Raw genomic sequence first — 26,620 nt, forward strand, 5'->3', positions numbered from 1 at the left:
GGCGCAACGTAGCTGAATCGGGGTTCATCGGGGTGACGGTGGCGTCAACACCCGACGAACGGTCGATGGCGGTGCGCGGGTCAGTACGTGGGCAGCGGAATGAACTCTTTGTCGTCGCCGGGAATGGTGCCGAAACGCCCGGATTCCCAATCGTGCTTGGCCTGCTCGATACGCTCGGTGGAGCTGGACACGAAGTTCCACCACAGGTGGCGCGGGCCATCCAGCGGTTCGCCGCCCATCAGCATCGCCTTGATCGGGGTCTTGGCACGCAGGCGGCCGCGGGCACCGGGCTCGGGAATGATCAGGTGCTGGGCAGGAACATCCACGCCATCGAGCTGGGCCTGGCCTTCCAGGATGTAGAGCGAGCGCTCGGCGTGGCCGGTATCGAGATCGATTTCCGCATCGGCATCCAGATCGATGGCAACGTTGAGGGTATCGGCGAAGACCTTCACCGGCGATTCTTCGCCGTACGCGCGGCCGGCGATGACACGCAGCCAGGCTCCCTTGCGGCGCTGCTGGGGCAGGGTGGCGGCGGCATGGTGGTAGAACGCGGGGTCGGTCTCTTCAAAATGCTTCGGCAGCGCGAGCCAGGTCTGCATGCCGTGCAGCGGATGGTCGTGCTCGCGTTCGACGGCGGGCGTGCGTTCGGAATGGGCGATGCCGCGGCCGGCGGTCATCCAGTTGACGTCGCCGGGGCGGATCACCTGGTCCGAGCCGAGCGTGTCGCGGTGGCCGATGGCGCCGGACCACAGGAAGGTGACGGTGGCCAGGCCGATATGCGGATGCGGGCGCACGTCGATGCCGGTGCCGGGGGAGAGCACGGCCGGGCCCATCTGGTCGACGAAGACGAACGGACCGACGCTGCGCGCCTGCAGGGTCGGCACGGCGCGGCGTACCTGCAGGCCACCGATGTCATGGATGCGGGGGGCGATGATGGTCGTCATGCGGGCGGTCTCGCTGGCGGGGACAGAGCGGGAGGATCGCATGCGGGGTGTGGGGGCGGGAGGCCTGTATCGGTAACAGGTTGTTCTGGTCGCACAGGGACGGCAGCACAAACGACAACGCCACCTCACGGTGGCGTCGTCACATCACATCATCGCGCCTCAGATCACGGGCTCACGCAGTACCGGCGAGTCCCAGCCCGGGCGCGGGGCGAAGCGATCGCCGTAGCGCTGCTGCAGCACCTTGAGGCGCTCGACCAGGGCATCGGCACCGGTGGCACGGATGTACTGGATCGGGCCACCGCGGAACGGGGCGAAGCCGGTGCCGAAAATCACGCCGGCATCGAGCAGGTCCGCATCGGCGACCACGCCGTCGTGCAGGCAGGCCACCGCTTCGTTGAGCAGCGGCAGGATCAGGCGGTCTTCCAGATCGGCCGGGATCTCGTAGTTGGCGGGGACGTCCGGCTTCTGCGCCCGGCCGTTCTCCCACTTGTACAGGCCCTGCCCGTCCTTCTTGCCGCGCTTGCCCTGTTCCACCGTCGCCAGGGCAGCCGGCACCTGCAGCCCCAGGAAGGGCGCCAGTTCCTTGCCCACGCCTGCGGCCACGTCCAGACCGACGGTATCGAGCAGTTCGATCGGGCCCATCGGCATGCCGAACTTGACCGCGGCCTTGTCCAGCACCGGCCCGGGCACGCCTTCGGCGTAGGCGGTGGCGGCTTCGAGCATGTACGGGAACAGCACGCGGTTGACCAGGAAGCCAGGGGTACCGGCGACCGGCACCGGGAATTTGCCCAGTGCCTTGCAGAACGAGGCCAGGCGACGCTCGGTTTCCGGGGCCATGCCGTCGTGATGGATGATTTCCACCAGCGGCATCTGCGCGACCGGGTTGAAGTAATGCAGGCCGGCAAACTGCGCCGGGCGCTGGATGTGGTCGCGCAGTTCGTCCAGCGGTATCGAGGAGGTGTTGGTGGTCAGCAGCGCATCGGCCTTCATCTTCGGCTCCAGCGACTGGTACAGATCACGCTTCGCTTCCGGATTCTCGATGATCGCTTCGATCACCAGATCGGCCAGCGCCACGCCCTCGCCCGCGAGATCGGCCTTCAACCGCGCGGCCACGGCCGGACGCTTGCTCTCGTCCTTCACCCGCTTGGCGAACAGCGCCTGTGCGCGTTCCATGGCCGGATCGATGAAGCGCTGCTCGCGATCCTGCAGAGTCACGTTGAAGCCCTTGTAGGCCGACCACGCGGCGATGTCACCGCCCATCACGCCGGCACCGACCACGTGCACGTGCTGGATGCCATGGTCCTTGCCACCCAGGGCCTTCAGGCGTTCGGTCAGGAAGAAGATGCGGATCAGGTTGCGTGCGGTCGGCGTGCCGGCCAGCTTGACCACCGCGCGGCGCTCGGCATCCAGGCGGGTCTGGATCGGGCTGCCACCGGTGCGCGCCCAGGTGTTGATCAGCGCGTACGGCGCCGGGTAGTGCTCCTTGCGCGCCTTGCGGGCGACCTGCTTGGCCATCTGCGGGGCGAGCAGCCTGCGCGCCAGCCAGGTGTTGGTTATCCACGCCGTCGCGCGCTGCTTGAACGGGCGGGTGGTGCCCTTCAATGCAAGCGAGACCGCGGTATCGAGCAGCACGGCAGGCGCGACGACCTTGTCGACCAGGCCGATGTTGCGCGCGGCAGAGGCCGACAGATTGCGGCCGGTCAGCATCATGTCCATCGCCGCCGGCGCGCCGACCAGCTGCGGCAGGCGCGAGCTGCCGCCCCAGCCCGGGAAGATGCCCAGCTGGGTTTCCGGCAGGCCGATCCGGGTGGACGGATCATTGGAGGCCACGCGGTAACGGCAGGCCAGCGCCAGCTCGGTGCCGCCGCCCAGGCAATGCCCATGGATCGCCGCCACGGTCGGGCAGGGCAGTTCGGCCAGCTTCTGGTAGGTGCTCTGGCCACGGCGGATCGCGTCATTGACGGTGCCGCGGCGGTCGAACGCCTGGAATTCCTTCAGGTCCGCCCCGGCAATGAAGCCGGCGGCCTTGATCGACTGGATCACCACCGCCTTGGGCGGGTCCATCGCGATCCGCTCGATCAGGTCCCCCAGTTCGAGCAGCACGTCCTGCGACATGGCGTTGACGCTGCTGTCCTGGCGGTCGAGGCTGAGCACCACGACGCCATCGTCACGGATCTGCGGGTGCCAATGCGAGAAGCGGAGCCCATCGAAGCCTGAGAGCATGGGAACGTTCCATCCGGTTGTGTATGGAGAAGGGGGCTATGATCCAGAGGTTGTTTCCTCCCCGTCAAATCCCTATAGCTGGGGAGAGATACCGTCGATTCATTGCCTGGATCGGAAACCTTAACGGAACGGTGGTTAAAAGCTGGTGCGGCGCTGTGTGATCGAGCGCTGAACTTTTCCCGGGATTGGCAGTCTCATTGCCCGACGTCGGTTGGGCTGACAGGAGTGCGGCCCCCCATGGCCGAGGTTGAAACACCACAGGAGCTGGACCTGGAGCTGGTCCGACGTGTGCAGCGTGGCGAGAGCGCGGCGTTCGATGTCCTGGTGCGCAAGTACCAGCATCGGGTCATCGCGCTGATCGGGCGCTACATCGCGGACTGGAGTGAATGTCAGGACGTCGCCCAGGACACGTTCGTCCGCGCGTATCGCGCGATCGGCAGTTTCCGCGGCGACGCCCAGTTCTATACCTGGCTGCACAGGATTGCCGTGAACACTGCCAAGAACCATCTCGCCGCGCACAACCGCCGCCCGCCCACCGATGACATCGAAATCGGGGACGCCGAGCAGTACGACAGCGGCACCCGCCTGCGCGACACCGACACGCCCGAACGCGAGTTGATGCGGCAGGAACTGGAACAGACGGTGATGAAGGCAGTGTCCGCGCTGCCTGAAGAACTGCGGTCAGCCATCACCATGCGCGAGGTGGAGGGCCTGAGCTACGACGAAATCGCGCAGAAGATGGGGTGCCCGATCGGCACCGTGCGGTCGCGGATTTTCCGTGCCCGCGAGGCGATCGACACTGAACTTCGGCCGCTGCTCGATGTGGGCAGCGCCACCCGCGAGAAGAGCCGCGCATGAGCCACGATATGTCCAATGATGCTTCCCGGGGCGCGTCCCCCGATAAATTCGACGCCCATTACCGTCAGCAGCTGTCCTCGCTGATCGATGGTGAACTGTCGGCCGATGAAGCGCGCTTCATGCTGCGTCGGCTGGAACACGATGAGGCCTTGTCCAGCTGCAACGAACGCTGGCAGATGCTGGGCGATGTGCTGCGCGGGCAGGCCTGCGCACCGGCCCCGGTCGATTTCGCCGAGCGTGTGCGCGCGTCCGTGGCCGTAGAGCCCGCCCCGGCGATGCAGGCCAGAGTGGAGCGTGGCCCGGAGCAGGCGCAACGGCGCGGCAGCTGGCGACGCTGGGGCGGTGGCGCGGCGTTGGCCGCCTCCGTGGCCGCGGTGGCGATGTTCATGACGCGCGAACAGCTGCCGGCCCAGGCTCCGCTGGAGGCGCCGACCACCATCATCGCCAGCCAGGCCGAACTGCCGGCCGCACCGGTTACCGAAGCCTCTGCCGCCGAACAGGCGCTCGCCGTGGCTGCGGTGCCTGCGGCTGCGGTGGCGGCGGCCAGCCGCCGCCAGGACGTGGCCACCGCACGCCGCGCCAGCGCCAGCGCCACGCGCACCCAGCAGGCCGCGCGTGGCAGCGCCGCCGAACGCAGTGCCGAACCGCAGCGGGCAGTTGCCAGTCAGGCGCCGTTGACCCCGGCCATCCCGGCGGCGACCGTGCGGCAGTTCCCGTTCGGTGAGGTCGGCAACCTGCAGGCCAAGCCTTGGCCGCGGTCCAGCCTGGCCCCGGCTGCGGGCGGGGCGCTCAATGCGAGCTTCTCCACGCAGGCGCCGCAGGCTGCGTTCTATCCCTTCGAGCCGCGTCTGCAGGAGTCAGACGAAACGGCCGAACCCGCACGCCGGCACCGCGACTGAGCATCGTCGCGGCGACGCTCCGCTCCGGCCCGTGCGCCGGAGCGTTCCCCCCCCTTTTTTTCCTGACCCGGAGGTTCGTGTCTGATGACCGCCCGTATCCGTACCCACGCCCTGGCGCTGATCGCCATGACGCTCCCGCTCGTGGCCTGCGCCCAGTCGCCGTCGCCGGCCACCGCTGCCGCCCCGGCGGCGGCCGCCGCTCCGCGGGCGCCGGCGCCGCAGCTGGTCAGCGGTCTGCCTGACTTCACCAACCTGGTCGAACAGGTCGGTCCGGGCGTGGTCAATGTCGAGACCACCATCGTGCGCAGCAACCGCCAGGCGCGCATGGCCGGTCCGGCGGACCAGGACATGCCCGAATTCTTCCGCCGCTTCTTCGGTCCGGACTTCCAGATGCCGGGGCAGGGCGCCGACGGCCCCGATGACGGCACGCCGAGCATCCGCGGCCGCGGCATGGGCTCGGGCTTCATCATCTCCGCCGATGGCTACGTGCTGACCAATCACCACGTCGTTGCCGATGCCAGTGAAGTGAAGGTCAAGCTCGGCGATCGCCGCGAGTTCACCGCCAAGGTGGTGGGCAGCGACCAGCAGTACGACGTCGCCCTGCTCAAGATCGACGCCAAGAACCTGCCGACGGTGCGCGTGGGCGATTCCAATACGCTCAAGCCGGGCCAGTGGGTGGTCGCGATCGGTTCGCCGTTCGGGCTGGACAACTCGGTGACCGCCGGCGTGGTCAGCGCGGTCGGGCGCAGCACCGGCGGTCCGGACCAGCGCTATGTGCCCTTCATCCAGACCGACGTGGCCATCAACCAGGGCAACTCCGGTGGCCCATTGCTCAATACCCGCGGCGAAGTGGTCGGTATCAACTCGCAGATCTTCTCCGCGTCCGGTGGCTACATGGGCATCAGCTTCGCGATCCCGATCGACCTGGCGATGGGCGCGGTCGAACAGATCAAGAAGACCGGCCGGGTCAGCCGGGGCCAGCTGGGCGCGGCTGTCGGGCCGATCGACAGCCTCAAGGCGCAAGGGCTGGGCCTGCCGGACAGCCGCGGCGCGCTGGTCAACGAAGTGGTCGCGGGCAGCGCGGCGCTCAAGGCCGGTATCGAACCGGGTGACGTGATCCGCTCGGTCAATGGCAGCCCGATCAATACCTTCAGTGATCTGCCGCCGGCCATCGGCGCGCTGCCGCCGGGCAGCAAGGTCCGCCTGAGCGTGCTGCGCGACGGCAAGGAGCGGGAAATCACCGCCACCCTGACCGAACTGGCCGAAGACGCCGAGCGCGGCGCCACCCGTCCGGCCGCGGAAGCGGCCAAGCCGGAGACCGGCGCCAATGCCCTGCTGGGGCTGGACGTGGCCGATCTGACCGCCGCGCAGCGCCAGCAGCTGGGCCTGTCGGCCGGCGAGGGCGTGCGGATCACCCGGGTCAACGGCCAGTCGGCGCGTGATGCCGGCCTGTCGCCGGGGCTGGTGGTGCTGCAGGTCGGTCGCACCCCGGTCGGCAGCGTGGCCGCGCTGAACAAGGCGCTGGGCGGTTACAGCAAGGGTGACGTGGTCATGTTGCTGGTCCGTGCCAACGGCAACAGTGCCTTCGTGGCGGTCAAGGCCGGGCAGTAAGCCCGCCCCGCCTGTGTTTCCGGGCCCGCTTCGGCGGGCCCGGTCGTTTCCAGGGGGCCGTTGGCGACAATCGCCGCCGGGCCCACGCGGGACCGGGCCGGCCATGCGATAATCCGCAGTCATCCTGACGACGCGACGCGCCGCCGCCACCTATGTCTTCTGATTCGATGCGGTTCATCCGCAACTTCTCCATCATCGCCCACGTCGACCACGGCAAGTCCACGCTGGCCGATCGCATCATCCAGCTTTGCGGTGGCCTCCAGGCCCGTGAGATGGAGGCGCAGGTGCTCGACTCGAACCCGATCGAGCGCGAGCGTGGCATCACCATCAAGGCCCAGTCGGTCTCGTTGCCGTATGTCGCCAAAGACGGCCAGACCTACCACCTGAACTTCATCGACACCCCCGGGCATGTCGACTTCTCCTATGAAGTCAGCCGCTCGCTGGCCGCCTGCGAAGGCGCGCTGCTGGTGGTCGATGCGGCCCAGGGCGTGGAAGCGCAGTCCGTCGCCAACTGCTACACGGCCGTTGAGCAGGGGCTGGAAGTGGTGCCGGTGATCAACAAGATCGACCTGCCCACCGCCGATATCGAGCGCGCCAAGGCCGAGATCGAGGCCGTGATCGGCATCGACGCGACCGATGCCGTGCCGGTCAGCGCCAAGACCGGCCTGAACGTGCAGGACGTGCTGGAGGCGATCGTGCATCGCATTCCGCCGCCGGTGCCGCGTGATACCGACAAGCTGCAGGCGCTGATCATCGACTCGTGGTTCGACAACTACCTGGGCGTGGTCTCGCTGGTGCGCGTGATGCAGGGCCAAATCAAGGCGGGCGACAAGCTGCAGGTGATGTCCACCGGCCGCAACCACCAGGTCGACAACGTTGGCGTGTTCACTCCCAAGCGCAAGGTGCTGCCGGCCCTGCGCGCCGGTGAAGTGGGCTGGGTCACGGCCAGCATCAAGGACGTGCACGGCGCGCCGGTCGGCGACACCCTGACCATGGCCGCCGACCCGGCCGCCAAGCCGCTGCCGGGCTTCCAGGAAATGCAGCCGCGCGTGTTCGCCGGCCTGTTCCCGGTCGATGCCGAGGATTATCCGGACCTGCGCGAAGCGCTGGACAAGCTGCGCCTGAACGATGCCGCGCTGCGCTTCGAGCCGGAAAGCTCCGAGGCGATGGGCTTCGGCTTCCGCTGCGGCTTCTTGGGCATGCTGCACATGGAAATCGTGCAGGAGCGCCTGGAACGCGAATACAACCTGGACCTGATCAGCACCGCGCCGACCGTGGTCTATGAAGTGCTCAAGACCGACGGCACCATCATCAACATGGACAACCCGGCCAAGCTGCCGCCGGTGAACCAGGTCGATGAGATCCGCGAGCCGATCATCCGCGCCAACGTGCTCACCCCCGAGGAGTACATCGGCAACATCATCAAGCTGTGCGAAGAAAAGCGCGGCAGCCAGCTTGGCATCAACTACCTGGGCAGCCAGGTGCAGATCAGCTACGAACTGCCGATGGCCGAGGTGGTGCTGGACTTCTTCGACAAGCTCAAGTCGGTCAGCCGTGGCTATGCCTCGCTGGACTACCACTTCGTGCGCTTCGATGCCGGTCCGTTCGTCCGCGTGGACGTGCTGATCAACGGCGACAAGGTCGATGCGCTGTCGCTGATCGTGCACCGCAGCCATGCCGATCGCCGCGGCCGCGAGCTGTGCGAGAAGATGAAGGAACTGATCCCGCGGCAGATGTTCGACGTGGCCATCCAGGCCGCCGTCGGCTCGCAGATCATCTCGCGCACCACGGTCAAGGCGATGCGCAAGAACGTGCTGGCCAAGTGCTATGGTGGCGACGTTTCGCGCAAGAAGAAGCTGCTCGAGAAACAGAAGGAAGGCAAGAAGCGCATGAAGCAGGTCGGCCGCGTGGAAATCCCGCAGGAAGCCTTCCTGGCCGTGCTGCAGATGGACAAGTAAGGCCGGATGGCTTTCCCGGCAGCGGCGGGCGGCACCGGATCGGTGTCGCCGGACGCGCAGGGGCACACCACACCGCTGCAATCGTTCCCAAGGACACTGCATGAAATTGTTTGAGTTCCTCCTGGTCGTACTGACGTTGGCCTCGGGCCTGATCCTGCTGGCTGAAAAGCTGTACTTCGCCAAGCGCCGCGCCCAGCGCGCCGGCCTGCTGGACACCGAGCCGGTGGTGGTCGATTACGCCCGGGCGTTCTTCCCGGTGCTGGCGATCGTACTGGTGGTGCGCAGCTTCATCGCCGAGCCGTACAAGATCCCGTCCAGCTCGATGATGCCCAACCTGCTGATCGGCGATTTCATCCTGGTCAACAAGTTCTCCTACGGCCTGCGCCTGCCGTTGAACAACGCCAAGGTGATCCCGTTCGGCGAGCCCAAGCGGGGCGACGTGGTGGTGTTCCACTTCCCGGGCCACTCGGACAACGATCCGGCCAAGGGTGAGAACTTCATCAAGCGCGTGATCGGCGTGCCGGGCGACCAGATCGAGTTCCAGGGCAATGGCCTGATCCTCAACGGTGAGCCGGTCAAATACGACAACAAGGGCCTGTACGCCGGCCATAACGGCCAGGGCGAGGGCAGCTCGCTGCTGGTCGAGCACCTGCCGGGCCGCACCCATACCGTGCTGGAGACCGACTACGCCCGCGGCGAAGGCCAGTGGACCGTTCCGGCCGGCAAGTACCTGGTGATGGGCGACAATCGCGACAACAGCGACGACGGCCGCTTCTGGGGCCTGCTGCCGGAGGAAAACCTCCGCGGCAAGGCCTTCCTGATCTGGCTGAACTGCTCGGGCTGGTTCTGCAAGGACGGTTTCGAGCCGTCGCGGATCGGCACGGGTATCCATTGATTGATGGCACACGCGTATCTGGGGAGAACGCAATGAAGAACATGACATCGCAGCGCGGCATCACCTTGACCTCGTTCCTGGTGGTGCTGATCGTGGTCGCCTTCTTCCTGTACATCGGGATGAAGCTGTTCCCGATGTACCAGGAGTATTACGCCGTGCGCACGGCGCTGAAGAGCCTGGCCAAAGAGCCGGGGGTGGCCAACATGGAGCCGGCCAGGGTCCAGGAGCTGTTCTTCAAGCGCATCCACATGAGCTATTCCGAGAATCTCAAGCCCTCCGATATCAAGTTCGACCGCATCGACGGCGGCTGGAACTTGAAGGTCAACTACGAAGTGCGCCGTGAGCTGATCGGCAATCTCGACGTGGTGGGCAAATTTGACACCAACCAGGATCTGACTCTCCGCGGTGCCGACTAAGACCTTCCAACGCGGTGACCTGATCGGTCACCCCTTCAACGATCCGGGCCTGCTCCAGCAGGCGCTGACGCATCGCAGTGCCGGCACGCCCAACAATGAGCGGCTGGAATTCCTCGGCGACAGCATCGTCAACATGATGGTGGCCCAGGCGCTCTACGAACGCTGGCCCAAGGCCGACGAGGGCGCGCTGACCCGCGCCCGTGCCGAACTGGTGCGCGAGGGCGCGCTGGCGGTGATCGCGCGCGAGCTGCACCTGGGCGAGCGCCTGATCCTGGGCCCGGGCGAGATGAAGACCGGCGGCCATCGCCGCGACTCCATCCTGGCCGATGCGCTGGAAGCGGTCGTCGCCGCAATCTACCTCGATGCCGGCTTCGCCACCTGCCGGACCGTGGTGCTGCCCTGGTTCACCGCCTCGATGCAGGCCCTGCCGGCCACCGGCAAGCCGGAGAAAGACCCCAAGACCCGACTGCAGGAATGGCTGCAGGCGCGGCAGAAGGCATTGCCCCTGTACGAGCTGGTGTCAGAATCGGGTGACGATCACGCCAAGACCTTCCGGGTACGCTGCGGCGTAACCGACCCCGCTGTCAGCACCGAAGGCGAAGGTGCCTCGCGACGGCTGGCCGAACAACAGGCGGCTGCCGCCGCCCTCGAGCAACTGGATTCCAAGTGAACGAAGCAACCCCCCATCGTTCCGGCAGCGTGGCCGTCATCGGTCGCCCCAACGTCGGCAAATCCACCCTGACCAACGCCCTGGTAGGCGCCAAGGTCAGTATCGTCTCCAACCGGCCGCAGACCACGCGGCACCGGCTGCTCGGCATTGCCAGCTACCCGGAAGGGCAGATCGTGCTGGTCGACACCCCCGGCCTGCACCGTGCGCAGAAGCGCGCCATGAACCGGGTGATGAACCGCGCCGCGCGCGGCTCGCTCGAGGGCGTGGACGCCGGCATGCTGGTGATCGAAGCCGGCCGCTGGGACGAGGAAGACACGCTGGCCTTCAACGTGCTCAGCGACTCGGGGATCCCGGTGGTGCTGGTGGTCAACAAGATCGACCGGCTCAAGGACAAGGGCGCCCTGCTGCCGTTCCTGCAGCAGGTCACCGAGGGCCGCACGTTCGCCGCGGTGCACCCGATCTCGGCGCAGAAGCGCAATGGCCTGGAATCGCTGGTCCGCGACCTGATGAAGCTGTTGCCGGAAGCCCCGCCGATGTTCGGCGAGGACGAGATCACCGACCGTAGCCAGCGCTTCCTCGCCGGTGAGCTGGTGCGCGAGCAGTTGATGCGCCAGCTCGGCGAAGAACTGCCGTATGCGACCACGGTCGAGATCGAGCGCTTCGTCGAAGATGGCAACCTGCTGCGCATCGGTGCGGTGATCTGGGTCGAGCGCGAAGGCCAGAAGGCGATCGTGATCGGCAAGGCCGGCACCCGCCTGAAGGAGATCGGCGCCAAATCCCGCCTGCAGATGGAACGTCTGTTCGGCGCCAAGGTCTTCCTGGAAACCTGGGTCCGGGTGCGCGAAGGCTGGTCCGACGATGAAGCCGCGCTCAAGGCGTTCGGCTACGAATAAGCCGGCCCCTCCAACCCCGGGCGGTTGAACCATGCGCATCGAGGATGAGCCGGCGTTCGTGCTCCACGCCCGCCCGTGGCGGGAAACCAGTCTGCTCGTGGAGGTGCTGACCGAGCAGTACGGCCGGATCGGGGTGCTTGCCCGAGGCGTATCCAGCCCGCGCAGCCAGGCGCTGCGCGCGGCCCTGCAGCCATTGCAGTGGATCCGCCTGACCGCCGTGCAGCGGGGCGAGCTGGCCCAGCTGCGCGGGGCCGAGGCCCTGGACGCTGCGCCACGCCTGACCGGCCAGGCGATGCTGGCCGGGTTCTACATCAACGAACTGCTGATGCGGCTGGCGCCCCGCCAGGACCCGCTGCCCGAGCTTTACGACCATTACGCGCAGGTCCGCGCACGGCTGCGCGATGGCGAGCCGCTGGCCTGGACCCTGCGCCGTTTCGAGCGCGACCTGCTGGAGGCCCTGGGCTTCGGCTTCGATCTGCTGCACGGCAGCGATGAGGAGCCGGTCGACCCGGCCGCACGGTATGAGCTGGACCCGCAGGAGGGGCCGCGCCGGCTGCTCAGCGACCGCGGTGTGGATCAGCGCCGTGGCACCGCGACCGGCAGTGCGTTGCTGGCGCTGGCCGCCGATGAACTGCCCGGGCCCGAGGATCTGGGCAGCCTGCGCCGGCCGATGCGCGCAGTGCTGATGCACCATCTGGGCGGGCGAGGGCTGAAATCCTGGGAAATGCTGGAGGACCTGGCGCGACGGGGCACCTGAGCGCAGGCGGCCCGCGGCGCCGTTGCGGGGGGACTCACGCGGCAACGCTGCACGCGCTGCCGCCCGTGCTCACTGCAGCAGGGCGTCGACCGCCACGCGAAAGCGGCTCTGCGCCCCGGTGGAGTCCGGGGCCTGATGCAGCTGGCGGACCGCCCGGGCCAGGCGCGCGGCGCCGACAAATCCGCAGCTGGCCTGCAGCCGATGCAGCTGGCCGCGCAGGGCCCGCACATCCTCCTCGCGCAGGGCCTGGGCCACCGCGTCGCGAACCCCAGGCAACTCGGCCAGGAACAGCTCGCGCAACGCGATGAGGTGGTGGCGCTGCCCGTTCAGCGCGGCCAGGGCCGTGGTTTCGTCCCAGTCCTGGCGCTCGCCCTCCACGTCCTCGGCGTCGGCAAGCACCGGGGCGGACAGGCTGCCAGCGGTATGCACCAACGCGCGGCGGACGGCCTTGAGCAGGTGCTCACGGCTCAGCGGCTTGACAAGGGTTTCACTGAAGCCGGCATCGCGCAGCCGCGAATGGATCGAGGTGTCGCCATCGGCGGTATGTGCCAGTGCCGGCGTATCTGGCCGCGAGCGGCGCAGCTCCTGCAGCAGTTGGGTGCCGTTACCGTCGGGCAGGTTGACGTCGATCAGCCACAGATCATGTTGGTTGCCACGGGCGCGGTCCATGGCCGTGGCCAGGGAATCGGCGGTATCCACCTGCGCCGGCAGGGTTTCCAGCGCGGCCTTGAAGAAGCCGCGGCTGATGGTGTCGTCCTCGACGAGCAGGAATCGGGGCATGGGATCCCTCGGGGTCATCTGCATTGGGGCTGCCTCCATGTCAGCTGCGCCCATATTAAACGCGAAGTCCCCGCCTGCAAGCGGTTTCAGCGGGCGGCAAGTCAGTTGGCAGTTGGTATCTGCGACAATACGCACCCTTTTTGCCCGCAGCCTGTTGCCACGTGGCCCGAACCCGCTCCCGCCTCGACCGTACTCCCTTCCAGACCGACATCCTCGACCTCAGCCATGACGGCCGTGGCGTTGCCCGCCGCGACGGCGAGGGTGGCAAGGTCACCTTCATCACCGGCGCGCTGCCCGGTGAGGTGGTGACCGCCGAGCCGACCGCGCGCAATCGTCATTTCGATGAAGCTCGGACCATCGAGGTCGTACAGGCCTCGCCGCAGCGGGTGACCCCGCGCTGCCCGCATTTCGGCGTCTGTGCCGGCTGCGTGCTGCAGCACCTGGAAGAGTCGCAGCAGATCGTGGCCAAGCAGCGGGTGCTGATCGACAACCTGACCCGGATCGGCCACGTCACCCCGGGCACGGTGCTGCCGCCGCTGGTGGGCGACAGCTGGGGCTACCGCCGCAAAGGCCGCTTCTCGGTGCGCCGCGTCGAGAAGAAGGACAAGACCCTGGTCGGCTTCCGCGAGCTGGACCCGCGTTTCGTCGCGGACCTGAGCCAGTGCCTGACCGTCATTCCGGAAATCGGGATGAAGGTCGGCGTGCTCTCCGAGTTCATCGAGACCCTGGACGGCAAACGCGACATTCCCCAGATCGAATTAATCGCCGGCGATGACGCGATCATGCTGACCATCCGCCACATGCAGCCGCTCAGCGATGCCGACCGTGCCGCGTGGATCGTCTTCGGCCAGGCACACGGTTTTGCGATCTCGCTGCAGCCCGGTGGCGTGGAGTCGGTGCAGCCGCTGTGGCCGGCCGAGGTGCCGTTGTCGTTCAAGCTGGCGCCGTGGGATGTCGAGCTGGCGTTCCGCCCGCTGGATTTCATCCAGGTCAATGCCAAGCTCAACGTGCAGATGATCGCGCACGCGCTGGCCCTGCTCGATGCCGGTCCGGACGAGCGCGTGCTCGATCTGTTCTGCGGGCTGGGCAATTTCACCCTGCCGCTGGCGCGCACCGTGCGCAACGTGGTCGGTGTGGAGGGTGATGCCGGCCTGGTGGCGCGTGCGCGTGAGAACGCGGTGCGCAATGGGCTGGAGAATGCCGAGTTCCATGCCGCCGATCTGACCCAGGACCAGCGCCAGGCCTCGTGGATGCGCCAGGGCTTCGACAAGCTGCTGCTGGATCCGCCGCGCTCGGGCGCCATCGAAGTGCTGCAGCAGCTGCCGCTGAAGCAGTTCAAGCGCATCGTCTACGTGAGCTGCCATCCGGGCTCGCTGGCGCGCGATGCCGGCTACCTGGTCAACGAGCAGGGCTTCACCCTGGTCTCGGCCGGCGCGATGGACATGTTCCCGCACACCGCGCACGTGGAAAGCATCGCGGTGTTCGAAAAGCGCTGATCAGCGCCCGTCCCCGGGCGCGGCGTTCTGCCACTGGCCGTGTGCGTCGAACACATAGGTCTGCGGTTCGGTGCCGCGCTCGGTCGCATCCCCGGCGGTGACATTGCAGCGGATCTCCGGCGCCTGGGTGCTGCGCAGTTCGCAGTCGTCGATCGCGAAGATCTGCAGGCGCTGCTGGAACGCGCGCAGTTCCTCGCGGGTGGCGGCATCGTCGATGGACGCAGCACGGCGATCAAGCTGCGCATTGAGCAGCTCGCGGACACGTTCGCGCGGGGGCACCGGCGCGTCGACATCGGCGCGCTGCATCGCCCAGCCCATGCCCTGCGGAACGAAGCGAAGCATGCGGTAGCGGTTCTTGAGGCCGATCTCCATGCCGACCAGGCAGTCGTATGCACCGGCGAGCGTGGTGCTTGCCCAGCACGGGCCATGTTCGAACCGGCGAGGGGTGAACATCGACTGCAGCAGCAGATCCTGGGTAGAGGCGGCCGGCGTCTTTTCCGCCTCGACCATGGCCATCACCGCCGCCTCGATCTGTGCAGGCGTGGGCGGCGAGGCGGCGAGCGCGCCCAACGGCAGCAGGGTCAGCAGCAGGGCGGGGAAGAGCGGTTTCATCGGGGGCGTCCTTGCAAGGCAGCCGGGCAGTATAGAAGCACGCCGTGGCCGCGGTGCCGCGATCGCCGCATACTGTGCGCATGGGCATTGAAATCGAACGCAAATACCTCGTCACCGGTGAGGGCTGGCGCACCGCTGCGCACGCGGTGATCCCGATGGCACAGGGCTATCTCAACGATGCCGCCTCGCTGGAGAGCGGCGCGCAGAAGGCGTCGGTGCGCGTGCGCATCCAGGGCGCGCAGGCCTTCCTCAACATGAAGTCGCGCGAGATAGGGCACACCCGGCAGGAGTTCGATTATCCGATCCCGGTGGAGGATGCGCGCGCGCTGCTGGCGCTGTGCGTCGGCGGGCTGATCGACAAGCGCCGGCACCTGGTCGAGCACGACGGGCTGCTCTGGGAGGTGGACGAATTCCTGGGCGAGAACGCCGGGCTGGTGGTGGCCGAAGTGGAGCTCGAGCACGCCGAGCAGACGGTTACGCTGCCCGAGTGGGCAGGCGAGGAGGTCACCGACCAGGTGCGCTATTACAACCTGGCCCTGGCCGCGCACCCCTTTTCACGCTGGTCAAGCGCTGAACGCGGCTGATCCGCGGCCCTTGTGAAGCGGCCTTGCCGCCCACAATCTGGCCAGATGAAAATCGATATCTGGTCGGATGTGGTGTGCCCCTGGTGCTGGATCGGCAAGCACCGGTTCCAGCAGGGACTGGCGTTGCTCGGCGATGACGCGCCCGAGGTGGAGGTGCATTGGCACCCGTTCCTGCTCGATCCCGACGCCGGCACGGCCCCGGTACCGCTGCGCCAGGCGTACGCGGCCAAGTTCGGCAGTGCCGAGCGCACCGAACAGATCCTGACCCAGACCCAGGCCGCGGCGCGCGCCGAGGGCCTGCCGATGGATTTCAACCAGGGCCAGGTCCGGGTGACCACGCTGCCGGCGCACCGGCTGATGTGGCTGGCCGGGCGTGAAGGCGTCCAGGCCGAGGTCGGCGAGGCACTGTTCCGCGCGCATTTCGTGGAGGGGCGCAACCTGGCCGATCCCCAGACCCTGATTGCCGCCGGCGCCGCCGGCGGGCTCCAGGCCGAGCGCATCACCGCGCTGCTGGAAGGAGAGGAGGGGCTGGAGGAGATCCAGGCGCAGCTGGCGCAGGCGCAGCGCTTCGGCATTCAGTCCGTGCCCACCTTCGTGATCGACGATAAATACGCCATCCAGGGGGCCCAGCCACCGGAGGCGTTCGCCCAGGCCCTGCGCCAGATCGCGGCCGAACGCACGCCTGCAGGCCCTGCGGGGCACGGCGATGGCTGCGGCCCGGACGGTTGCGAGGTCTGACGCTGCGCGCGGGTTCTGCGACAATGCGGCAGTGCGCCATGGTGGCGCCCCGTATTGGAGACACCCCATGCTCGTGATCGGCGTTGCCGGGACCGAACTCACCGCCCAGGAACGCGAGTGGCTGCAGCACGACGCCGTGGCCGGCGTCATCCTGTTCAAGCGCAACTTCGCCTCGCGCGAGCAGATCGCCGAGCTCTCGGCGGCCATCCGTGCCGCCGCGCCGCGCCCGCAGCTGATCTGCGTGGACCAGGAAGGCGGCCGCGTGCAGCGCTTCCGCGAGGGGTACAGCGCGCTGCCGCCGCTGCAGGGCTTCGATGCGCTGTATGCCTCCGATCGCGAGGCCGCGCTGGCCCTGGCCGAGCAGCACGCCTGGCTGATGGCCAGTGAAGTGCGCGCCAGTGGCGTGGACCTCAGCTTCGCCCCCGTCGTCGATCTGGGCCGTGGCAACCTGGCGATCGGCAATCGCGCCTTCAGCGCGGACCCGCAGGTGGTCGCAGCGTTCACTGCCGCCTATGTGCGCGGCATGCACAGCGTTGGCATGGCCGCCACGCTCAAGCATTTCCCCGGGCACGGCACCGTGCTGGAAGACACCCATTTCCACGACGCCAGCGACCCGCGCTCGCTCGATGAACTGCGCGCGCTGGACCTGATCCCGTTCGCGGCCGGCATCGCCGCCGGCGCCGATGCGGTGATGATGGCCCACGTGGTCTACCCGCAGGTCGCGCCGGAGCCGGCCGGCTACTCGCCACGCTGGATCCAGCAGATCCTGCGCGAACAGATGGGCTTCCGCGGCGTGGTCTTCTCCGACGACATCGGCATGGCCGCTTCATTCGCCGCCGGTGGCGTGAAGGCGCGCGTGGATGCACACCTGGACGCCGGTTGCGACGTGGTGCTGGTCTGCCACCCCGAACTGGTGGAAGAATCGCTGCGCGCCGTCGAAGGTCGCACCCTCAACACCGCTGCGCTGCTCGGCCTGATCGGCCGCGGCGCGCTGGGCTGGGACGGCCTGCTGGCCGATTCCCGCCACGGCACCACCCAATCCCGTTTGCTTGACACCCTTGGAAGAACCGTCTGATGCCCAACCTCACCATTTCCCAGGCCCTGGCCCAGGCCGACCTGCTGGTCGACCGTCCCACCATCGACAAGGCCGTCGCTGGCATCGCCGACGCCATCGCGCGCGATTACAAGGGCGAGGTCCCGCTGTTCCTGTCGATCATGCACGGCGCGCTGCCGTTCGCCGGCCAGCTCGCACTGGAACTGGGCGCACGCGGCCAGGACGTGCAGTTCGATTACCTGCACGCCACCCGCTACCGCGGTGAAACCACCGGCGGCGACCTGGTCTGGAAGCACAAGCCGGCCACCGCGCTGTTCGGCCGCCGCGTGCTGCTGGTCGATGACATCCTCGACGAGGGCTACACGCTGCAGGGCGTGCGCACCTGGTGCCTGGAGCAGGGCGCCACCGACGTGCGCATCGCCGCGCTGACGGTCAAGCTGCACGACCGCGCGCTGCCGGACGTCAAGGCCGACTACGCCGGCATCGACCTGCCGGACCGCTATGTGTTCGGTTTCGGCATGGACGTCAACGAAACGCTGCGCTGCGTGCCGGCCATCTACGCGATGAAGGAATGATGGAACACATTTCCCTTGCCGTCATCGGCGGCACCGGCGTCTACAAGCTGGCCCAGCTCGACGATGTGAGCAGCCACCAGGTGCAGACGCGCTACGGCACGCCGTCCGGCCCGATCCGCGTCGGCACGCTGCTGGGTCAGCGCGTGGCCTTCCTGGCCCGCCATGGTGAAGGCCACTCGCTGCCGCCGCACAAGATCAATTACCGTGCCAACCTGGCCGCGCTGCAGCAGATCGGCGCGCAGCGTGTGCTCGCGCTCAACACGGTCGGCGGCATCACCGAACTGTTCGGCCCGCGCGTGCTGGCCTGCCCGGACCAGCTGATCGATTACACCTGGGGCCGCATCTCCACCCTGTGCGAAGAGCCGGGCACCGACGTGCTGCACGTGGACTTCGGCCACCCGTACACGCCGATGCTGCGCAGCAAGGTGCTGGCCGCGGCGAAAGTGACCGGCGTGCGCCTGCAGGACGGTGGCTGCTACGGCGCGACCCAGGGCCCGCGGCTGGAAACCAATGCGGAAATCGCGCGCATGCGCCGCGATGGCTGCGATCTGGTCGGCATGACCGGCATGCCCGAAGCCAGCCTGGCCCGCGAGCTCGGCCTGGACTACGCCTGCCTGGCGATCGTGGCCAACTGGGCCGCCGGCTGTGGCGATGGCGATGAAATCACGATGGCCGAAGTGCTGGCCAATGTGGACGCCGCCTCCTCCGGCCTGCCCGAATTGATCGGTGAATTGGCACGGGGGTGATTGTCATTACCGTACAAGGTTTGCATACTCCGCCAGTGCGCTGGTTGAGCGTACACCACCCATTCATAGAAGAAGGTCTCGCATTACCATGCCGAACGGTACCGTCAAGTGGTTCAACGACGCCAAGGGATTTGGCTTTATCTCGCCGGAGGACGGCAGCGCCGACGTCTTCGCGCACTTCTCCGCGATCAACTCCAAGGGCTTCCGCAGTCTGCAGGAAGGCCAGAAGGTCACCTATGACGTGACCCAGGGCCCGAAGGGCGCCCAAGCCTCGAACATCGTGCCGGCTGAGTGATTTTCTCGGCTGCGCATTGAAAACCCCGCTTCGGCGGGGTTTTTTTTCATCAGTGAGTCCCCCATGACCCCTCGTCGCACCATCGCCATCGTCGGTTACGGCACCGCTGGCCAGGCCCTGTCGATCCTGCTTTCACGTGACCATCACCAGGTGCACGTGTTCGAGCGCGCGGCGCGGCCCGGTCCGGTCGGGGCCGGCTTCCTGCTCCAGCCGACCGGGCTGGAGGTGCTCTGGCAGATGGGGCTGCTGCCCGCGGTGATGCAGCACGGTGCCCCCGTGCGCCGCTTGCACGGCCAAACCCCGTGCGGGCGCACGGTGATGGACATGCGCTATGCCGACTTGAATCCAGCGCTGCACGGCGTGGGCATGCAGCGCGGTGCGCTGTTCTCGCTGCTGGCCGCTGCGTGGGAGCAGCCGGGCAATCTGCAGCCCGCTACGTCCATCGTCGAGGTGGACACCGCGCAGGGGCGCGTGCGTGACGCACAGGGGCGCTGGCATGGCCCCTATGATCTGGTGATCGCCGCCGATGGCGCGGCCTCGTCGCTGCGTGCGCAGGTGCAGGGCACATCGCATGACCGCCAATACCCGTGGGGCGCGCTGTGGTGCCTGCTGCCGCGCGGCGATTGGCCGCACATCGATGAGCTGCGCCAACGCTATGTGGCGGCGCGCAAGATGATCGGGCTGCTGCCGGTGGGCACGCGACCCGGCAACGATGAGCCGCAGTTGAGCTTCTTCTGGAGCCTGCCACGCGACCGGTTCGCCCAGTGGGAGCGTGACGGCATGGCGCGCTGGCTGGATGAGATCGCCACATTGTGGCCGCAGGCGCACGCGCGGTTGGCGGGCGTGTGTGAACCCACACAGTTGGCTCGCGCCGGGTATCGCGACGCGGTGCTCGCGCGCTGGCACCGCGAGCGGCTGGTGCTGGTGGGGGACGCCGCCCACGCGATGAGCCCCCAGCTGGGGCAGGGCGTGAACATGGCGCTGATGGATGCACTGGCGTTGCGCGATGCACTGCGCGCGCACGCTGATCGCGACAATGCGCTGCAGGCCTACCAGGCACAGCGCCGCGCGCATGTAGCGATCTACCAGTACTGGAGCCGCTGGCTGACGCCGTTGTTCCAGTCCGAACGGGATGGCCTGGCGCGCGCCCGCGATGTGCTGTTCCAGCCGATGGGCCGCATCCCGGGCGGGCGTGGACACATGCTCCGCGTCCTCAGTGGAACGCAGCGCGGCTGGCTCGGCAGACTGCCGTTGTCGCCCGCGTTCATGCAGGCGATGCACGGGCTGCAGGACACGCGCGAGCGCGACGGCATCTGCTGATAACCCCGCGTAGCAGTCCATCGCAGCGGATGTGAAGGCGTGAATAACATCCATTGACGGTGGACTCACCGCCCACGTGGGACAACACTCAGGCAAACGCAGCGTGCATGTGGTTCATCCATGCACGACCTGCTGCTTCCACGGACGCGCTGTCCGATGCCTGATCGCTTGGAGCCCCGCGACTGCGGGGTGGTAGGGTGGGGCTGCGTTTGCGACCTACGGTCCGGTGGACCGATCGCAACCCAAGGAGATTGAAATGCTGTTCTCGGCCGAAACTCTGGAAAGTGAAATCCGCAAACTGCGCGGACTGCTGCAGATGCTGCATGAGGATCAGCCGGACGTGATGGAAGACGTGTTCGAGTTCCATGTCACCAGCCTCATCACGCACGCTGCGCCGGAACACCACCCGCGCATCCGCAGCGCTGCCCATGAGATGTTGACCGCGATCCAGCGGCAACCCGTGCGGCCCAATCCGAATGCACCGGATATCCGGTTGATGCCCAGCCTGTTGGCCTCCGCTGCCTGATGCAGGCAAGGTAACTGCGTCACCGACGTCGCGCGCTGTCCGGATCAGCGCGCCGGCAACGCGATGGCTTGGTCCTCGACGCAGGCCACCAGCCTTTCGCCCGAGGCCAGTACCGGTGCGATGCCGGCAGTGAAGCCCGAGAACGCTGGCAGTATCGTCATTCCTTCGCGCATCCAGAACGCTGGCCAACGCCGCTGCATGCCCGGCAAGCGGGCCAGCGGATGCAGGTGACCACACAGCACATGCAGCCCTGGCTGCGGCTGCGGTGCATGACGCAGCAGGAACGGTCCTTCCTGGATACGCTCGCCCAGCAGTTCGATGCCCAGGTCGGCCTTGGGCAGCACACGGTCATGATTGCCTTCCAGTGCGCCGATCCACAGCTGTGGATGCTGCTCGCGCCATCCCTGCCACTGGCGGTACCACGCAGCGCGGTGCGCAGCGCCATGCAGCACATCGCCGAGTATCCACAGATGGCGGATGGCGCGCTGCTGCACCACCGCGCCCAGACGCTGCAGGTCATCGGAGGTGCCGCCACTGGGCAGGCCGATGCCCGAACGCCGGAACAGATCGGCTTTGCCCAGGTGAAGATCGGCGATCAGCAGTGCATCGCGCGCCGGCCAGTACAGCGCACGCGCACCGAGCAGATGGACGCTTTCGCCGGCGAGGGTGATCGGCAGTTCAGGCGCCATGGCGCTTCTCCAGTTGCTGTGCGGCGCGCAGGACGCGGGTCTTCCAGTCTTCGTTGCTGAGCTGGCCGCGCAAGCGTTCTGCCCAGAGCGGGAAAGACAACGGTCCCAGGCTGGTCGGATGCTGCACGCTCAGTGTTCGGGCCTGGCAGCTCGACAGAGCGCGGGCCAGGCTTCCCAGATCGAGTTGATCGTGCAGCACTTCGTGTTCGGCCAACGTCAGCAGGATGTGATCCGGATCGTGCTGGCGCAGCACGTCGTACAGCAGCCCGCTGGAGGCCTGCAGCTGGCGCAGGCTGCGCGGCGTGCGGCCGGGCAGTGCCGGTACGAGCATGCCTGACACCCGCGCGATATCGCGGAACTGGCGCCGCGCCAGTTCGCCCAGGTTGAGGCTCTCGCGCAGATCGGTGAGCAGTCCCTCCGGTGCCAGCAGGGTGCGCACGCTCGCCGCATCGAGTTCGACCGGGCGCGCCGGTGCGAGCACGAATCCATAGTCGTTGGCCGCGTAGCCGAAGGTATTGCTGTGCTGTCGCGTCCAGCGCAATGCCATCAGCGCGGCCAGCCCTTCATTGACCTGGCGACCGGCGAAGGGATACACGAACACGAACTGGCCATCGCGACGCCGCACGTGTTCCACCAGCAGCAGCTCCGGACCGGGGAGGACGGACAGGCGCGTCTGCAGCGCGAGCAGCGGCGCCAGCCAGCGCATCTCCGGGCTGTCGGCAGGGCGGGCCAGCACCGTTTCCATTTCATGGCCCAGCGCGTCGGACAGTGGCAGCCGGCCGCCCTGCCAGCGCGGCACCACGCCATCGCCGCCCCGGGCCAGGCGCACATACGCGGTCAGGTTCTCCAGCCGCACCAGTTCCAGCAGGCGCCCGGCGAACTGGAAGCGATCACCGGGGCGCAGCCGGCTGAGGAACTGCTCCTCCACCGCACCCAGCCTGCCGCCGCGCAGGAACTGCACCATGACACTGCCATCGCTGGTGATGGTGCCGATCGACAGCCGGTGCCGCAGCGCGACGCGACGGTCGTGCACGCGGTAGATGCCATCGTCATCGCGCACCACCTTGTGGAAGTCCGGGTACTGCGACAGCGCGCGGCCGCCCTGCACGATGAACTCGAGTACGCCCTCCCAGTGCGTGCTGTCCAGCCCGGCGAACGCGTGCGTGCGCCGCACCTGCTCCAGCAGCGCGTCCGGATCGAAGCCGCCGCCCAACGCGCAGCTCACCGCGTGTTGCGCCAACACATCCAGCGACAATCGCAGCGGCCGGCGGGCTTCGATGTGCCCCTGGGCCAGCGCGCGACGCGCGGCGGCATACTCCACCAGCTCCAGCGCGTGCGAGGGCACGCACACGATGTGCCCGGATTCGCCGGGGCGATGCCTGGCGCGCCCGGCACGCTGCAGCAGCCGCGCGATGCCCTTGGGGCTGCCGATCTGCAGCACCTGGTCGACACTGGGGAAATCGACGCCGAGATCCAGGCTGGAGGTGGCGACCACGCAGCGCAGGCGGCCTTCGCGCAGGCCCTGCTCGGCGGCGCGGCGCAACGCCGGGTCCAGTGAGCCATGATGCAGTGCGAGGGTATCCGGGTCTTCCGGCCACACTGCCGCCAGTGCCTGGTGCCAGAGTTCGGCATGGGCGCGGGTGTTGGTGAACAACAGGCTGGTGCGCACCGTGAGCAGCTTCTCCAGCACGCGCTGCAGCTGCGACAAGCCCAGGTGGCCGGCCCAGGGAAAACGCTCGCCCTGCGCGGGCAGCAGTGTTTCCACGCTGACCGGACGGGGGCGTGCGCCGGCCACCAGCGGCGCGTCGGGCACGTCGCGCAACAGTACCTCGCGCGCCTCCTCCAGATTGCCCAGCGTGGCCGACAGCCCCCATACCTGCAGGGCGGGCAGGGCGTCGCGCAGGCGGCGCAGATTCAACTGCAACAGTACGCCGCGCTTGTTGCCCAGCAGTTCATGCCACTCATCCACGACCACGCAGCGCAGGTGCTGCAGGCGGGCCATCGTGTCGGGGTAGCTGAGCAGCAGGGCCAGTGATTCGGGCGTGGTCACCAGCACATCCAGCCGACCCTCGCGCGCCAGTCGCTTGTCGCGCGCGCTGGCATCGCCGGTGCGCAGGCCGACCTGCCAGTCCAGCCCGAGGGCATCCAAAGGCTCGCGCAGCGCGCGCGCGGTATCGGCGGCCAACGCCCGCAGCGGGGTGATCCACAGCACCTGCAGGACCGGCACCGGTGTCTTGGCACGGCCACGCGTGGTGCGTGGTGGCGGATCGTGCAGCGCCTGCAGCAGCGGCCCGCCGAACATCGCCAGCGTCTTGCCGCTACCGGTGGGTGTGTGCAGCAGGCCCGAGTCGCCCGCCAGGTAATGCTTCCACATCGCTTTCTGGAACGGCAGCGGCGCCCAGCCCCGGCTGGCGAACCACGCTGTCAGGCGGGCCATGGCCTCCCGTCGCGTCACCGCGCCAGTGCCTGCAGCTGGGCCAGCGTGTCCGCTTCGCTGGCCGGTTTGTCATGCCGCCAGCGCAGGATCCGCGGAAAGCGCACGGCGATGCCGGACTTGTGGCGCTTGCTGCGGTTCACCGCCTCGAAGCCGAGCTCGAACACCTGCTCGCCACGAACGCTGCGGACCGGCCCGAAGCGCTCGATCGTGTTCGCGCGGATCCAGCGGTCCAGCGCGAGGATTTCCTTGTCATCCAGGCCCGAGTACGCCTTGGCCACCGGCACCAGCGTCTGGCCATCCCACACGCCGAAGGTGTAATCAGTGTACAGCGTACTGCGGCGGCCATGGCCGGACTGGGCATAGATCATCACCGCATCGATGGTCAGCGGCGCGATCTTCCACTTCCACCAGTCGCCGCGCCGGCGCCCGGCCTGGTAAACCGACTCGGCGCGCTTGAGCATCAGCCCTTCCACGCCACGCTCGCGGGCCAGGTCGCGCTGCAGTGCCGCCGCGTGCCAGTCCGCCACGCTGAGCGCCGGTGACAGCCGCAGGCGCGGGTCGTCCAGCGTGGCCAGTACCTCGGCCAGGCGCGCCCGCCGTTGCGAGAGGGGCAGGGCGCGCAGGTCTTCACCGCCCAGCTCGAGCAGATCGTAGGCAAGCACGCGCACCGGCGTATCGCGCAGTGTCTTCGGGCCGGGCTTGAGTCGCTGGATGCGGGTCTGCAGGGCGGTGAAGGGCAGCGGCAGATCGTCGCCGTCCGCCCAGGCCAGCAGCTCGCCATCGATCACGCAGCCATCGGGCAACGCCATCGCTGCCGCCTCGATCTCGGGGAAGCGACCGTCCAGCCGCTCCTCGCCACGCGACCACAGCGCGACCTCACCCTGGCGGCGCAGCACCTGCAGGCGGATGCCATCCCACTTCCATTCCAGCAGCCAGTCGTCGATCGGGCCCAGCGTGTCGACCTCCGCCTCCAACGGCGATGCCAGGAAGAACGGGTAGGGCTGCTGGCGATCCTCGGGGCGCTCTTCGGGGGACAACAAGGCAGCCAGCAGGCCCGGCGCGGGCACCCAGCTGCCGAGCATGCGCTGGGCAATGCGTGCGATGTCGATGCCCGACCATTCGGCCAGCGCCTGCTGCACCAGCCGCTGTGACACGCCCACCCGCAGCGCGCCGGTCAGCAGCTTGTTGAACACCAGCCGCTCATCGAAGGCGAGCTGTTGCCACGCCCCGGTGACGGCGGCATGACGCACCGGTTCGGGCTGATTGGCCACCGGCAGCAGCTTCTGCTCGATCCAGTCGGCCAGCCCGATATCCGCGCCGGCCTGCGCCGGATCATTCATGAGCAGGGTCAGCGTCTCGGCCAGATCGCCAACCTGGTCATAGCTGTCGTCGACCAGCCAGGCGGGCGTATCGGACAACTCGGCCACCCACGCACGCAGCTCGGCGTTGCCGGCGATCTTCTGGCGCGCGCTGGTGACCTTGCCGCCGGCCAGCAGGAACAGGGCCCATGCGGCGTCGTGCGCGGGGGCCTGCTGGAAGTAGCGCACCAGTGCGGCGCGTTTGTCGCCGGTCGCGGTGCTGCGGTCCAGCTCGCTGTAGAGCGCGGCAAAGCGTTTCATTCTTCGTCCCCGTAGCCGGTGGCGAAGGCTTCGGCGGCGACGCCACGCTCGCGCAGGAAGCGGATCAGCGCGTCGGTGTTGCCGTGGGTGGCGATGACGCGGCGCGCACCGGTCTCGGTGATGGTGCGCAGCAGGTCAGGCCAGTCGGCGTGATCGGAGACGACGAAACCGCGATCGTAATTGCGCCGGCGGCGGTTGCCGCGCACGCGCATCCATCCGGAGGCAAAGCCCAGCTGCGCGCGCTTGAAACGGCGCATCCACGCGCTGCCCGCCGCCGAGGGCGGCGCCAGGATCAGCTTGCCGGCGAACGCCGCCCCGCGTTCCTGCTCGCTGACCGGTTCGGTGGCCAGCATCGGGATTCCCGCCTCGCGATAGACCGCCACGCCCGTGGCGATCGCCCCATGCAGCAACGCCGGTTGCGTTTCCAGCGGCAGCAGTTCGGCGAGGATCCGCTGCGCCTTGCCGAGTGCGTAGCACAGCAGCACGGCTGCCTCGCCACGCGCTTCGCACTCCCGCCGCCAGGCCACGATGTCCGCGGCGACCTGTGCGGTGTCCGGCCAGCGATACACCGGCAGGCCGAAGGTTGCTTCGGTGATGAAGGTATCGCACGGCACCACCTCGAACGGCGCGCAGCTCGGATCGTGCTGGCGCTTGTAGTCGCCCGAGGCCACCCACACCCGGCCCGCATGCGCGATCCGCACCTGCGCCGAGCCGAGTACATGCCCGGCCGAGTGCAGGGAGACCTCGGTGTCGCCAAGGGTGAAGCGTTCACCATAGGCGTGCGCGGTGCAGTCCACATCGCCCAGCCGCCAACGCAGGATCGGCAGGGTCTGCGTGGTGCAGTGATAGTGACCCATGCCGTTGCGCGCATGGTCGCCGTGGCCATGCGTGATCACCGCGCGCGGCACCGGCCGCCATGGGTCGATATGGAAGTCACCGGCCGGGCAGTACAGCCCCTCCGGGCGCAGCACCACCAGGTCGTCGTTGTCGGCATCGGCGTTCATGCCTGCACTGTGCCGCCGCGC

The 26,620-nt window shown here is 68.0% G+C and carries 26 protein-coding genes; 18 read left to right on the forward strand and 8 right to left on the reverse strand.

What is annotated here, in order from left to right:
• Positions 1 to 80 precede the first annotated feature (80 nt).
• Positions 81 to 944 (reverse strand): pirin family protein, encoded by an 864-nt coding sequence (locus POS15_RS02220; protein WP_284128896.1) that lies wholly within the window; start codon positions 942 to 944, stop codon positions 81 to 83.
• Positions 945 to 1,103: 159 nt separating this feature from the next.
• A complete protein-coding gene (locus POS15_RS02225; protein WP_284128897.1) occupies positions 1,104 to 3,167 on the reverse strand; it encodes a 3-hydroxyacyl-CoA dehydrogenase NAD-binding domain-containing protein in 2,064 nt (687 codons plus the stop codon).
• Between the two features lie 237 nt (positions 3,168 to 3,404).
• Here POS15_RS02225 and rpoE point away from each other — a divergent pair, with 237 nt between their 5' ends.
• From rpoE to recO, 9 genes are all read left to right on the forward strand, one after another.
• A complete protein-coding gene (rpoE, locus tag POS15_RS02230) occupies positions 3,405 to 4,025 on the forward strand; it encodes an RNA polymerase sigma factor RpoE (protein WP_019183456.1) in 621 nt (206 codons plus the stop codon).
• Positions 4,022 to 4,924 carry a sigma-E factor negative regulatory protein gene (locus POS15_RS02235; protein WP_284128898.1) on the forward strand — a complete coding sequence of 301 codons (903 nt, stop codon included), beginning with the start codon at positions 4,022 to 4,024 and terminating at the stop codon, positions 4,922 to 4,924. Before rpoE ends, POS15_RS02235 begins: the two co-directional genes overlap by 4 nt.
• A gap of 84 nt (positions 4,925 to 5,008) precedes the next feature.
• Positions 5,009 to 6,535, forward strand: a complete 1,527-nt coding sequence (locus tag POS15_RS02240) for a DegQ family serine endoprotease (protein WP_019183454.1) — start codon at positions 5,009 to 5,011, stop codon at positions 6,533 to 6,535.
• Between the two features lie 167 nt (positions 6,536 to 6,702).
• Entirely contained in the window at positions 6,703 to 8,493 is a 1,791-nt protein-coding gene (gene lepA / locus POS15_RS02245) for a translation elongation factor 4 (RefSeq protein ID WP_019183453.1), read from the forward strand.
• A gap of 100 nt (positions 8,494 to 8,593) precedes the next feature.
• Positions 8,594 to 9,388 (forward strand): signal peptidase I, encoded by a 795-nt coding sequence (gene lepB / locus POS15_RS02250; protein WP_019183452.1) that lies wholly within the window; start codon positions 8,594 to 8,596, stop codon positions 9,386 to 9,388.
• 32 nt (positions 9,389 to 9,420) lie between these two features.
• Entirely contained in the window at positions 9,421 to 9,804 is a 384-nt protein-coding gene (locus tag POS15_RS02255; protein ID WP_046273302.1) for a DUF4845 domain-containing protein, read from the forward strand.
• On the forward strand, positions 9,794 to 10,474 hold the full coding sequence (gene rnc / locus POS15_RS02260) for a ribonuclease III (RefSeq protein ID WP_019183450.1): 681 nt from the start codon (positions 9,794 to 9,796) through the stop codon (positions 10,472 to 10,474). The genes POS15_RS02255 and rnc overlap by 11 nt, the downstream gene beginning before the upstream one ends.
• Positions 10,471 to 11,367 carry a GTPase Era gene (gene era, locus POS15_RS02265; RefSeq protein ID WP_019183449.1) on the forward strand — a complete coding sequence of 299 codons (897 nt, stop codon included), beginning with the start codon at positions 10,471 to 10,473 and terminating at the stop codon, positions 11,365 to 11,367. The genes rnc and era overlap by 4 nt, the downstream gene beginning before the upstream one ends.
• A gap of 31 nt (positions 11,368 to 11,398) precedes the next feature.
• A complete protein-coding gene (gene recO, locus POS15_RS02270; protein WP_070471053.1) occupies positions 11,399 to 12,124 on the forward strand; it encodes a DNA repair protein RecO in 726 nt (241 codons plus the stop codon).
• A 69-nt stretch (positions 12,125 to 12,193) separates the two neighbouring features.
• On the opposite strand, the gene POS15_RS02275 is transcribed toward recO, so the two are convergent.
• On the reverse strand, positions 12,194 to 12,928 hold the full coding sequence (locus POS15_RS02275) for a hybrid sensor histidine kinase/response regulator (protein WP_284128899.1): 735 nt from the start codon (positions 12,926 to 12,928) through the stop codon (positions 12,194 to 12,196).
• Positions 12,929 to 13,065: 137 nt separating this feature from the next.
• Between POS15_RS02275 and rlmD the strand changes: the two genes are divergently transcribed.
• Positions 13,066 to 14,400, forward strand: coding sequence for a 23S rRNA (uracil(1939)-C(5))-methyltransferase RlmD (gene rlmD / locus POS15_RS02280; RefSeq protein WP_284128900.1), 1,335 nt, complete (start codon positions 13,066 to 13,068; stop codon positions 14,398 to 14,400).
• Here rlmD and POS15_RS02285 read toward each other — a convergent pair whose 3' ends face one another.
• Positions 14,401 to 15,012: a hypothetical protein gene (locus POS15_RS02285; protein WP_019183445.1), complete on the reverse strand. Its 612-nt coding sequence runs from the start codon at positions 15,010 to 15,012 to the stop codon at positions 14,401 to 14,403.
• 80 nt (positions 15,013 to 15,092) lie between these two features.
• Here POS15_RS02285 and POS15_RS02290 point away from each other — a divergent pair, with 80 nt between their 5' ends.
• From POS15_RS02290 to POS15_RS02325, 8 genes are all read left to right on the forward strand, one after another.
• Complete coding sequence (locus POS15_RS02290; RefSeq protein ID WP_026069817.1) at positions 15,093 to 15,596, forward strand: CYTH domain-containing protein; 504 nt, start codon at positions 15,093 to 15,095, stop codon at positions 15,594 to 15,596.
• A gap of 45 nt (positions 15,597 to 15,641) precedes the next feature.
• Complete coding sequence (locus tag POS15_RS02295) at positions 15,642 to 16,334, forward strand: DsbA family oxidoreductase (RefSeq protein ID WP_019183443.1); 693 nt, start codon at positions 15,642 to 15,644, stop codon at positions 16,332 to 16,334.
• 67 nt (positions 16,335 to 16,401) lie between these two features.
• Positions 16,402 to 17,409, forward strand: coding sequence for a beta-N-acetylhexosaminidase (gene nagZ, locus POS15_RS02300; protein WP_019183442.1), 1,008 nt, complete (start codon positions 16,402 to 16,404; stop codon positions 17,407 to 17,409).
• Complete coding sequence (locus POS15_RS02305) at positions 17,409 to 17,963, forward strand: hypoxanthine-guanine phosphoribosyltransferase (RefSeq protein WP_284128901.1); 555 nt, start codon at positions 17,409 to 17,411, stop codon at positions 17,961 to 17,963. The genes nagZ and POS15_RS02305 overlap by 1 nt, the downstream gene beginning before the upstream one ends.
• A complete protein-coding gene (locus tag POS15_RS02310; RefSeq protein WP_070425660.1) occupies positions 17,963 to 18,709 on the forward strand; it encodes an S-methyl-5'-thioinosine phosphorylase in 747 nt (248 codons plus the stop codon). The genes POS15_RS02305 and POS15_RS02310 overlap by 1 nt, the downstream gene beginning before the upstream one ends.
• A gap of 88 nt (positions 18,710 to 18,797) precedes the next feature.
• Entirely contained in the window at positions 18,798 to 19,004 is a 207-nt protein-coding gene (locus POS15_RS02315) for a cold-shock protein (protein ID WP_019183439.1), read from the forward strand.
• Between the two features lie 63 nt (positions 19,005 to 19,067).
• Positions 19,068 to 20,324, forward strand: a complete 1,257-nt coding sequence (locus POS15_RS02320) for an NAD(P)/FAD-dependent oxidoreductase (RefSeq protein ID WP_284128902.1) — start codon at positions 19,068 to 19,070, stop codon at positions 20,322 to 20,324.
• A gap of 256 nt (positions 20,325 to 20,580) precedes the next feature.
• Positions 20,581 to 20,850: a hypothetical protein gene (locus POS15_RS02325; RefSeq protein ID WP_019183437.1), complete on the forward strand. Its 270-nt coding sequence runs from the start codon at positions 20,581 to 20,583 to the stop codon at positions 20,848 to 20,850.
• 44 nt (positions 20,851 to 20,894) lie between these two features.
• On the opposite strand, the gene pdeM is transcribed toward POS15_RS02325, so the two are convergent.
• From pdeM to POS15_RS02345, 4 genes are read right to left on the reverse strand one after another with little or no spacing between them, the layout of a single operon-like run.
• Positions 20,895 to 21,539 (reverse strand): ligase-associated DNA damage response endonuclease PdeM, encoded by a 645-nt coding sequence (gene pdeM / locus POS15_RS02330; protein ID WP_019183436.1) that lies wholly within the window; start codon positions 21,537 to 21,539, stop codon positions 20,895 to 20,897.
• Complete coding sequence (locus tag POS15_RS02335) at positions 21,529 to 23,976, reverse strand: ligase-associated DNA damage response DEXH box helicase (protein WP_284128903.1); 2,448 nt, start codon at positions 23,974 to 23,976, stop codon at positions 21,529 to 21,531. Before POS15_RS02335 ends, pdeM begins: the two co-directional genes overlap by 11 nt.
• 14 nt (positions 23,977 to 23,990) lie before the next feature.
• Entirely contained in the window at positions 23,991 to 25,595 is a 1,605-nt protein-coding gene (locus tag POS15_RS02340; protein WP_284128904.1) for an ATP-dependent DNA ligase, read from the reverse strand.
• Complete coding sequence (locus POS15_RS02345) at positions 25,592 to 26,599, reverse strand: ligase-associated DNA damage response exonuclease (protein ID WP_019183433.1); 1,008 nt, start codon at positions 26,597 to 26,599, stop codon at positions 25,592 to 25,594. Before POS15_RS02345 ends, POS15_RS02340 begins: the two co-directional genes overlap by 4 nt.
• Positions 26,600 to 26,620: the final 21 nt, after the last annotated feature.

The organism is Stenotrophomonas sp. BIO128-Bstrain (assembly GCF_030128875.1).
Lineage (GTDB): Bacteria > Pseudomonadota > Gammaproteobacteria > Xanthomonadales > Xanthomonadaceae > Stenotrophomonas > Stenotrophomonas bentonitica_A.

What these genes read in the sequence shown, in the direction of transcription:
- POS15_RS02220 (WP_284128896.1), bottom strand. Translation starts at nt 944, where the DNA reads ATGACGACCATCATCGCCCCCCGCATCCATGACATCGGTGGCCTGCAG.
- POS15_RS02225 (WP_284128897.1), bottom strand. Translation starts at nt 3,167, where the DNA reads ATGCTCTCAGGCTTCGATGGGCTCCGCTTCTCGCATTGGCACCCGCAG.
- rpoE (WP_019183456.1), top strand. Translation starts at nt 3,405, where the DNA reads ATGGCCGAGGTTGAAACACCACAGGAGCTGGACCTGGAGCTGGTCCGA.
- POS15_RS02235 (WP_284128898.1), top strand. Translation starts at nt 4,022, where the DNA reads ATGAGCCACGATATGTCCAATGATGCTTCCCGGGGCGCGTCCCCCGAT.
- POS15_RS02240 (WP_019183454.1), top strand. Translation starts at nt 5,009, where the DNA reads ATGACCGCCCGTATCCGTACCCACGCCCTGGCGCTGATCGCCATGACG.
- lepA (WP_019183453.1), top strand. Translation starts at nt 6,703, where the DNA reads ATGCGGTTCATCCGCAACTTCTCCATCATCGCCCACGTCGACCACGGC.
- lepB (WP_019183452.1), top strand. Translation starts at nt 8,594, where the DNA reads ATGAAATTGTTTGAGTTCCTCCTGGTCGTACTGACGTTGGCCTCGGGC.
- POS15_RS02255 (WP_046273302.1), top strand. Translation starts at nt 9,421, where the DNA reads ATGAAGAACATGACATCGCAGCGCGGCATCACCTTGACCTCGTTCCTG.
- recO (WP_070471053.1), top strand. Translation starts at nt 11,399, where the DNA reads ATGCGCATCGAGGATGAGCCGGCGTTCGTGCTCCACGCCCGCCCGTGG.
- POS15_RS02275 (WP_284128899.1), bottom strand. Translation starts at nt 12,928, where the DNA reads ATGCAGATGACCCCGAGGGATCCCATGCCCCGATTCCTGCTCGTCGAG.
- POS15_RS02285 (WP_019183445.1), bottom strand. Translation starts at nt 15,012, where the DNA reads ATGAAACCGCTCTTCCCCGCCCTGCTGCTGACCCTGCTGCCGTTGGGC.
- POS15_RS02290 (WP_026069817.1), top strand. Translation starts at nt 15,093, where the DNA reads ATGGGCATTGAAATCGAACGCAAATACCTCGTCACCGGTGAGGGCTGG.
- POS15_RS02295 (WP_019183443.1), top strand. Translation starts at nt 15,642, where the DNA reads ATGAAAATCGATATCTGGTCGGATGTGGTGTGCCCCTGGTGCTGGATC.
- nagZ (WP_019183442.1), top strand. Translation starts at nt 16,402, where the DNA reads ATGCTCGTGATCGGCGTTGCCGGGACCGAACTCACCGCCCAGGAACGC.
- POS15_RS02305 (WP_284128901.1), top strand. Translation starts at nt 17,409, where the DNA reads ATGCCCAACCTCACCATTTCCCAGGCCCTGGCCCAGGCCGACCTGCTG.
- POS15_RS02310 (WP_070425660.1), top strand. Translation starts at nt 17,963, where the DNA reads ATGGAACACATTTCCCTTGCCGTCATCGGCGGCACCGGCGTCTACAAG.
- POS15_RS02315 (WP_019183439.1), top strand. Translation starts at nt 18,798, where the DNA reads ATGCCGAACGGTACCGTCAAGTGGTTCAACGACGCCAAGGGATTTGGC.
- POS15_RS02320 (WP_284128902.1), top strand. Translation starts at nt 19,068, where the DNA reads ATGACCCCTCGTCGCACCATCGCCATCGTCGGTTACGGCACCGCTGGC.
- POS15_RS02325 (WP_019183437.1), top strand. Translation starts at nt 20,581, where the DNA reads ATGCTGTTCTCGGCCGAAACTCTGGAAAGTGAAATCCGCAAACTGCGC.
- pdeM (WP_019183436.1), bottom strand. Translation starts at nt 21,539, where the DNA reads ATGGCGCCTGAACTGCCGATCACCCTCGCCGGCGAAAGCGTCCATCTG.
- POS15_RS02335 (WP_284128903.1), bottom strand. Translation starts at nt 23,976, where the DNA reads ATGGCCCGCCTGACAGCGTGGTTCGCCAGCCGGGGCTGGGCGCCGCTG.
- POS15_RS02340 (WP_284128904.1), bottom strand. Translation starts at nt 25,595, where the DNA reads ATGAAACGCTTTGCCGCGCTCTACAGCGAGCTGGACCGCAGCACCGCG.
- POS15_RS02345 (WP_019183433.1), bottom strand. Translation starts at nt 26,599, where the DNA reads ATGAACGCCGATGCCGACAACGACGACCTGGTGGTGCTGCGCCCGGAG.